Annotated in this window: 6 protein-coding genes; 4 read left to right on the top strand and 2 right to left on the bottom strand. The window is 59.6% G+C overall.

The annotated features are described in order from the left end of the window. Window positions 1-442: 442 nt before the first annotated feature. From BHV64_RS06970 to BHV64_RS06960, 3 genes are all read left to right on the top strand, one after another. Entirely contained in the window at window positions 443-2668 is a 2226-nt protein-coding gene (locus tag BHV64_RS06970) for an inorganic phosphate transporter (protein ID WP_168950037.1), read from the top strand. Between the two features lie 105 nt (window positions 2669-2773). After that, window positions 2774-3337 (top strand): DUF4924 family protein, encoded by a 564-nt coding sequence (locus BHV64_RS06965; RefSeq protein ID WP_015547694.1) that lies wholly within the window; start codon window positions 2774-2776, stop codon window positions 3335-3337. Between the two features lie 22 nt (window positions 3338-3359). Continuing rightward, the gene (locus tag BHV64_RS06960; RefSeq protein WP_217727767.1) at window positions 3360-4499 is read left to right on the top strand and encodes a metallophosphoesterase; all 1140 of its coding nucleotides are present in this window, start codon (window positions 3360-3362) and stop codon (window positions 4497-4499) included. 20 nt (window positions 4500-4519) lie between these two features. Here the strand turns inward: BHV64_RS06960 and BHV64_RS06955 are convergent, their stop codons facing one another. Together BHV64_RS06955 and rpmH are read right to left on the bottom strand one after the other, a co-directional pair. Then, window positions 4520-5017 carry a GNAT family N-acetyltransferase gene (locus tag BHV64_RS06955; protein ID WP_022061919.1) on the bottom strand — a complete coding sequence of 166 codons (498 nt, stop codon included), beginning with the start codon at window positions 5015-5017 and terminating at the stop codon, window positions 4520-4522. Window positions 5018-5086: 69 nt separating this feature from the next. Further along, entirely contained in the window at window positions 5087-5248 is a 162-nt protein-coding gene (gene rpmH, locus BHV64_RS06950; protein WP_010261331.1) for a 50S ribosomal protein L34, read from the bottom strand. Between the two features lie 314 nt (window positions 5249-5562). Here rpmH and murA point away from each other — a divergent pair, with 314 nt between their 5' ends. Further along, the gene (gene murA / locus BHV64_RS06945; RefSeq protein WP_217727766.1) at window positions 5563-6879 is read left to right on the top strand and encodes a UDP-N-acetylglucosamine 1-carboxyvinyltransferase; all 1317 of its coding nucleotides are present in this window, start codon (window positions 5563-5565) and stop codon (window positions 6877-6879) included. Window positions 6880-6969 lie beyond the last annotated feature (90 nt).

The following is a 6969-nucleotide window of genomic DNA, read 5'->3' as shown; positions in this document are numbered from 1 at the left end:
TAAACCGTTGCCTTTTCGTTACCTATTATCCTATACAAAAATGTAACGACCCGATAAATCAAGTCGTTACATCATTATAATCCCACACCACAGAGGGTCCGCCGCTTTTTTGCGTCAGCCGGGGGGGGGCAAGGTTTCGCCGCAGGGCCGCAAGTTTGTCCGCGACCTGCGGATCACGGGCGCCGGGCGAATCGAACGCGCAACCCGAAGAGGCAAAACAGGCGGAACAGAAGCGGCCGCGAGAACAGGCTCCGGCAATAGGGAAAGCCCCGAGCAAAGGAGGGGAAACGGCCCCGCAGCAGACAGCGGGCCGGCAGTCAGGGGAACATCCGGCATCTTCCGCCGAGACGCTGTGTTAAATTAATGTTAACAATCCATGTCATAACCATTTCATCGGAAAAAATGGCGTAAATTTGTTCACAATTTGCACTAAAACCCCAACATGAGCGAAATCTACACCGTCATTGTCGGCATTCTGGGAATCCTCGCTGTTTCAGGTCTTTTCGTCGGCGTCACGAACGACGCAGTCAATTTTCTCAACTCCGCTATCGGCTCCAAAGCCGCCTCGATGAAGATTATCCTCACCGTGGCGTCCGTCGGCATCATCATCGGCGTGGTCACGTCGAGCGGCATGATGGAAGTCGCCCGCAGCGGCATGTTCAACCCCGGACTGTTCACCTTCCACGAAGTGATGATGCTTTACCTGGGCGTCATGTTCGCCAACGTCATCCTGCTGGACCTCTACAATTCGTGGGGACTCCCGACCTCGACCACCGTATCGCTGATCTTCTGCCTGCTGGGCGCAGCGATCGCCGTGTCGATCTACAAAATCTCGAACGACCCGGAACAGGGCGTCTCCTCGCTCGGACACTACATCAACACCTCGCGCGCCATGGGTATCGTTTCGGCCATCCTGCTGTCGGTGGTGATCGCCTTCACCTGCGGCACGCTGGTCATGTACGTCTCGCGCATGATCTTTTCGTTCCGCTACACGGCGCTTTTCCGCCGCTACGGATCGCTCTGGTGCGGGGCCTCGCTGACGGCGATCGTCTATTTCGCCGTCTTCAAGGGTCTCAAATCCATACTCGCGGACCATGCCTTCATCCAGCTGATCGACAACCACCTGCCCTCGGCCATCGCCATCTGCTGGGTGGTCTGCTCGCTGCTGCTGTTCTTCATCCAGCGTTTCAAAGTCAACATCCTGCGCATCACGATCCTTTCGGGAACCTTCGCGCTGGCCCTCGCCTTCGCGGGCAACGACCTGGTGAACTTCATCGGCGTGCCCGTGGCCGGGTTCGACGCCTACACCATCGCCCGGGAAGCGGGCGACACGCAGATGCTCATGGGCGCGCTGAACGAGAATGTCCCGGCCAATTTCCTGATCCTGCTGACGGCGGGCATCCTGATGATCCTCACGCTGTGGACTTCGAAGAAGGCCATGCACGTCTCCGAAACCGAGCTTTCGCTCTCGGCGCAGGACGACGCCGGCCAGCAGCAGTACGGCTCGTCGGTCTTCTCGCGGACGATCGTCCGCGCGGCCCTCAACGTCAGCGCAGGCATCGAGCGCGTAGTCCCGAAACACCTCCGGGAGAGCATTTCGCGCCGTTTCGAATACGAGGACGTGGAACACAGCGGCGCGCCCTACGACATGATCCGCGCCACGGTCAACCTGACCACTTCGGCGCTGCTGATCGCCATGGCCACCTCGCTCAAACTCCCGCTGTCGACCACCTACGTCTGCTTCATGGTGGCGATGGGTTCGTCGCTCGCCGACCGCGCGTGGGGACGCGAAAGCGCCGTGTACCGCATTTCGGGCGTTATGACCGTCGTGGCCGGGTGGTTCATCACCGCGCTGGGCGGATTCCTGATCGCCTTCGTGGTGGGACTGGCGCTGATCTACGGCGGAACCCCGGCCTTCATCGTCATCACGCTGTTGTGCGGGTACATGCTCATCCACAGCAACTTCTTGAAAAAGGACAAGGAGAGCGCCATCGTCAAGGAGCATGAAGACACCAACGAGGACATCATCGCCAACCTGCGCGACGAGGTGTGCCGCACGATGGAGTGCGCCACGAAGATTTACGACCGCACGCTGATCGCCGTCTTCAAAGAGAACCGCAAGGTGCTGCGCGACATGGTCAAGGAGTCGAACGACCTGTTCTACCAGTCGCGCGAACGGAAATACTCGCTGCTCCCCACGCTCAAGAAGCTCCAGGGCGGCGACGTCAACACTGCCCACTACTACGTGCAGGTGGTCGATTACCTCAACGAAATGACCAAGGCGCTGATGCACATCACCCGCCCGGCGTTCGAACATATCGACAACAACCACGAGGGGCTTTCGAAGGAGCAGGCCCGCGACCTGATGTCGATCAACGACGACGTGGAGTCGATCTACCGCCACATCAACCTGATGCTGCGCGAGGGCGACTTCTCGGAGATCGAAACGGTGCTGACGATGCGCGACCAGCTGTTCGAGTCGATCGCCGAAGCCATCAAATCCGAGCTTACGCGTATCAACGAGGCCCGTTCGAACACCAAGGCGAGCATGCTGTACCTCACGATCCTGACCGAGACCAAGAACATGGTGCTCCAGTCGCGCAACCTCCTCAAATCGCAGCAGTACTTCCTCAAGCACCTCACGGGACCGAAAACGTGGATTAAATAATGCAAAATTCACAATTCATCATTCACAATTGTTGAGTTTGCGGATGCTGATTATTTCAGCAAAGTAAAATTATGAATGATGAATTGTGAATTATGAATTCTAACTATGGACATTGCAAAAGCAAAACGGCGGGAGAACATCGCCGAATACATTCTCTACCTCTGGCAGCTGGAGGATCTGCTCCGGGCGCTGCAATTCAGCCCCGAGGCCATCTTCTCGACGCTGATCGCCCCGCGCAAGGACATCGGCGAGGAGCAGAAGCACGTCTTCCTGCTCTGGTACATGGATCTGGCGAACCTGCTCCGTCAGGAAGGCAAGGAGGAGAAAGGGCATCTGGAACATACGCTCCACCTGATTCAGGACCTGCACGACCTGCATCTCCAGCTGATGAAACTCCCCGTCGGCGCGCATTACCGCCAGACGTACGCCCGCCTCGAACCCGAGCTGCCGCGCCTGCGGAGCGTTCTGGGCAACCCGGGGATGAACGACACGGAACTCTGCTTCCGCGCGCTCTACGCCGCGATGCTCTACCGCATCAAGGGCGAGGGCGACAAATCGGCCGTGACGGACACGCTGGAATACATATCCCCCGTAATCGCAGAGTTGGCCGACATGCACGGCAAGGTCGAGCGGGGCGAAGTGAACCTGTTCAAGACGGAGGCCGAATAACGCCCCCGAATCGCACCGGAAGATGAAACGCCTGACCCTGCTGTTCGGAGCGCTTCTGGCCGCAGCGCTCTGCACCCTCCCGACGGCGGACGCCGCAGCACAGCCGAAACCGACGAAATACAACCTCTGCCGGAAACACCCGGCCGACGGACCCTATATCGTCTACGACGCGGAAAAGGGCGCCTATGCAGCGACCGCCGACAAGCGGGGGCGCGTCCGCGTGATGCCTTACGGAGGCGGCCCGGTCGAGGTCCGTTCGAGCCGGGGCGCATACCTCTTCAGCGTCACGCCGCACGCCGTCGAGCGAGGTCCCCGGGAACTCCCGCAGGCCCCGAAACTGTTCGTCACGTCCGACCTTCACGGCGATTTCCGGAGTTTTGCGACGCTCCTCCAGGCCCACGGCGTGATCGACGACGACTGCCGGTGGAGCTACGGAAACAACCAGCTGGCGGTGATCGGCGACATTTTCGACCGCGGCTACGACGTGCTGCCGCTGTTGTGGCTGATGTACAAACTCGAACAGGAGGCCGCCGACGCGGGAGGCGCCGCCGTGTTGCTGTTGGGCAATCACGAAGGAATGGTGCTGGCCGGCGACGTGCGCTACACGCGCGGGAAGTACCTCGAAACGGCGCGGCAGCTCGGCATGGAGAATTACCGCCAACTGTTCTCGCCCGACACGGAACTCGGCCGCTGGCTCGCGACCCGCAACACGATGCTGCGCATCGGCCGCAACCTCTTCGTACACGCGGGATTGAGCGCCCGACTGCTCGAACGCGATCTGGAAATGGATACGCTCAACGCCCGGATGAGCGAAGGGCTTTACCGGACCTCGAAGGAGCGCAGGGAGGACCCGACGCTCGAATTCCTGTACCGTTCGGCCGGGCCGGTCTGGTACCGCGGGATGGTCTGCGCGGATGAAAAATACGATCCGCTGACGCCGGAACAGACCGACGCGCTGCTGCGCCGTTACGACGCCGACCGGCTCCTGGTCGGACACACGATTTTTCCCGACATTTCGACCTTCCACGACGGCCGCGTGATAGCGGTCAACGTACAGAACGAACTCAACCGGCGGAAAAACCGCGGCCGCGCCGTGCTGATCGAAGGCAGCCGCATATCGGTCATCGGAAACCGCGGCGTGAAACGGGTGCTGGAGGAATAAGCAGGAAACCGAAAACGGGGTCAGACGATCTCCAACCCCATGATGTAATCATTCATATAATAACCGTCGCCGATCGGAAAATCGCCCTCGCGCAGGCGGCGCATGCCCATCCGTTCGTAGAAATGCAGCGCGCGGTTGCGGCGGTTGACGTTGAGTTCCATCATGCAGGGTCCGGGATGCACGCTGCGGATGTATTCCACGGCGCGGCGGAACAGAAACTCCCCGGCGCCGAGGCCCTGAAAACGGGGCAGGACGTAGATTTTCTGGAGGTGGAACAGATCCCCGCCCTGCCGCTCGACCGAAACGTAGCCGCACGGCTCGCCGTCGGACGAGGCGATGAACCAGACATGCCCCGCACGGAACTGTCCTTGCAGGCTCTCTTCGGAGTACATCCACTCCATCATGTAATCCAGCTGCGCGGGCGCGAGGATCTCGCGGTAGGTGGCGGGGAAGACCTCCCCGGCCAGACGGCGGATCAACGCGCAATCGGCTTCGGAGGCCCGGCGGATCGAAAGCATAACGGCACAACAGGCATTAAACGAAAGAAGGCCGGCAAAAAGCCGACCTTAAATCTTTCCTGCAGGAAATTAAGCGTACTTGAACGTCGACTCGTCCGATACGGTCAGTTTCTTGCGGCCCTTTGCGCGGCGCGCAGCCAGCACCTTGCGACCGTTAGCCGTAGCCATACGAGCGCGGAAACCGTGCTTGTTGATACGCTTGCGACGCGAAGGCTGGTATGTTCTCTTCATTGCCATAGCTATATAGTTTTTATTGTTTCAGACATTTTTACGGATTGCAAAAGTACAACAAAAAAGTTATCCGCAAAAGTTTTTCGCGAAAATATTTTCCAAAACCCCGAAAAAAGCCCCGAATCCCACTATCTTTGGCGCCGTTAGGGCACTTTCAGGGGTCGGAAATTTTGTCGGACGGCATGCGATTCAGTTTTGTTTCCGTCCGTTCTTTTTTCTACCTTTGTAAAGTAAAGGAGGCTCCGGAAGCCGGCATGAGCGCCGACCGGTCCGGAGCGGTTTGTTTTTCAGACGGATAACACACGACAGCACATATGGCAGTTTTCAAAGTCGAAGGTGGCCACCGACTGCGGGGCGAAATCACGCCCCAGGGAGCCAAAAACGAAGCGTTGCAGATACTCTGCGCCACGCTGCTGACGCCCCAGCGGGTCGTCGTCAGGAACATCCCCCGGATTCTCGATGTGATGCAGCTCATCGAACTGCTCCGCTGCATGGGCGTGGAGGTGGAGCAGCTCGCGGAGGACGCCTACGCGTTCTGCGCCCGCGACATTGATTTCGAATACCTCAAATCGGACGATTACCGCCAACGCTGCACGCGATTGAGGGGTTCGGTTATGCTGATCGGCCCGATGCTGGCGCGGTTCGGCGAGGGATACATCCCCAAGCCGGGCGGCGACAAGATCGGCCGACGCAGGCTCGACACCCATTTCCTCGGATTCCAGAAACTCGGCGCGAAGTTCAACTTCGACATCGCCGACGAGTTCTTCATGGTCGAAGGCCGGGAGCTGAAGGGAACCTACATGCTGCTGGACGAGGCGTCGGTGACCGGCACGGCCAACATCGTGATGGCCGCCGTGATGGCCAAAGGCCGGACAACGATCTACAACGCGGCCTGCGAACCTTACCTCCAGCAGTTGTGCAAAATGCTCAACAGAATGGGCGCGAAGATTTCGGGCATCGCCTCGAACCTGCTCGAAATCGAAGGCGTCGAAGCGTTGGGCGGCACGGAGCACCGGCTGCTGCCCGACATGATCGAGGTGGGCAGCTTCATCGGCATGGCCGCCATGAACCGTTCGGAGCTGACGATCAAGGATGTGTCGTTCGAGAACCTGGGCATCATCCCCGCGCAGTTCGCCCGCATGGGCATCCGTTTCGAACAGCGGGGCGACGACATCCACATCCCCCAGCAGGACCATTACAGCATCGACACGTTCCTCGACGGCTCGATTATGACCATTGCCGACGCCCCGTGGCCGGGACTGACGCCCGACCTGCTGTCGATCTTTCTGGTGGTGGCCACGCAGGCCAACGGCGCCGTGCTGATCCACCAGAAAATGTTCGAAAGCCGCCTGTTCTTCGTCGACAAACTGATCGACATGGGCGCACAGATCATTCTCTGCGACCCGCACCGCGCCACGGTCATCGGCCACGACCACCGGCTATGCCTGCGCGCGACCCGCATGACCTCGCCCGACATCCGTGCGGGCGTGGCGCTGCTGATCGCGGCCATGTCGGCCGAAGGGGTCTCGACCATCCAGAACATCGACCAGATCGACCGCGGCTACAAGGACATCGACGGCCGTCTGAATGCCCTCGGGGCCAAAATCACCCGCATCGACGACTGCAAGTAAATCCCCGGCTTTCCGGAAAACAACCCCTGCCGCGCAATATTCCATCAGCCGCGCGGCAGGGGTTTTGCGACCATAGGGCAGCAAAACCGC

Origin of the sequence: Alistipes sp. 56_sp_Nov_56_25 (assembly GCF_001915285.1) — a bacterium.
Taxonomy (GTDB): domain Bacteria; phylum Bacteroidota; class Bacteroidia; order Bacteroidales; family Rikenellaceae; genus Alistipes; species Alistipes shahii.
Note: the sequence above shows the minus strand (reverse complement) of the source record. Positions and strands in the feature narration are given on the sequence as shown.

What these genes read in the sequence shown, in the direction of transcription:
- murA (WP_217727766.1), top strand. Translation starts at nt 5,563, where the DNA reads ATGGCAGTTTTCAAAGTCGAAGGTGGCCACCGACTGCGGGGCGAAATC.
- BHV64_RS06970 (WP_168950037.1), top strand. Translation starts at nt 443, where the DNA reads ATGAGCGAAATCTACACCGTCATTGTCGGCATTCTGGGAATCCTCGCT.
- rpmH (WP_010261331.1), bottom strand. Translation starts at nt 5,248, where the DNA reads ATGAAGAGAACATACCAGCCTTCGCGTCGCAAGCGTATCAACAAGCAC.
- BHV64_RS06955 (WP_022061919.1), bottom strand. Translation starts at nt 5,017, where the DNA reads ATGCTTTCGATCCGCCGGGCCTCCGAAGCCGATTGCGCGTTGATCCGC.
- BHV64_RS06965 (WP_015547694.1), top strand. Translation starts at nt 2,774, where the DNA reads ATGGACATTGCAAAAGCAAAACGGCGGGAGAACATCGCCGAATACATT.
- BHV64_RS06960 (WP_217727767.1), top strand. Translation starts at nt 3,360, where the DNA reads ATGAAACGCCTGACCCTGCTGTTCGGAGCGCTTCTGGCCGCAGCGCTC.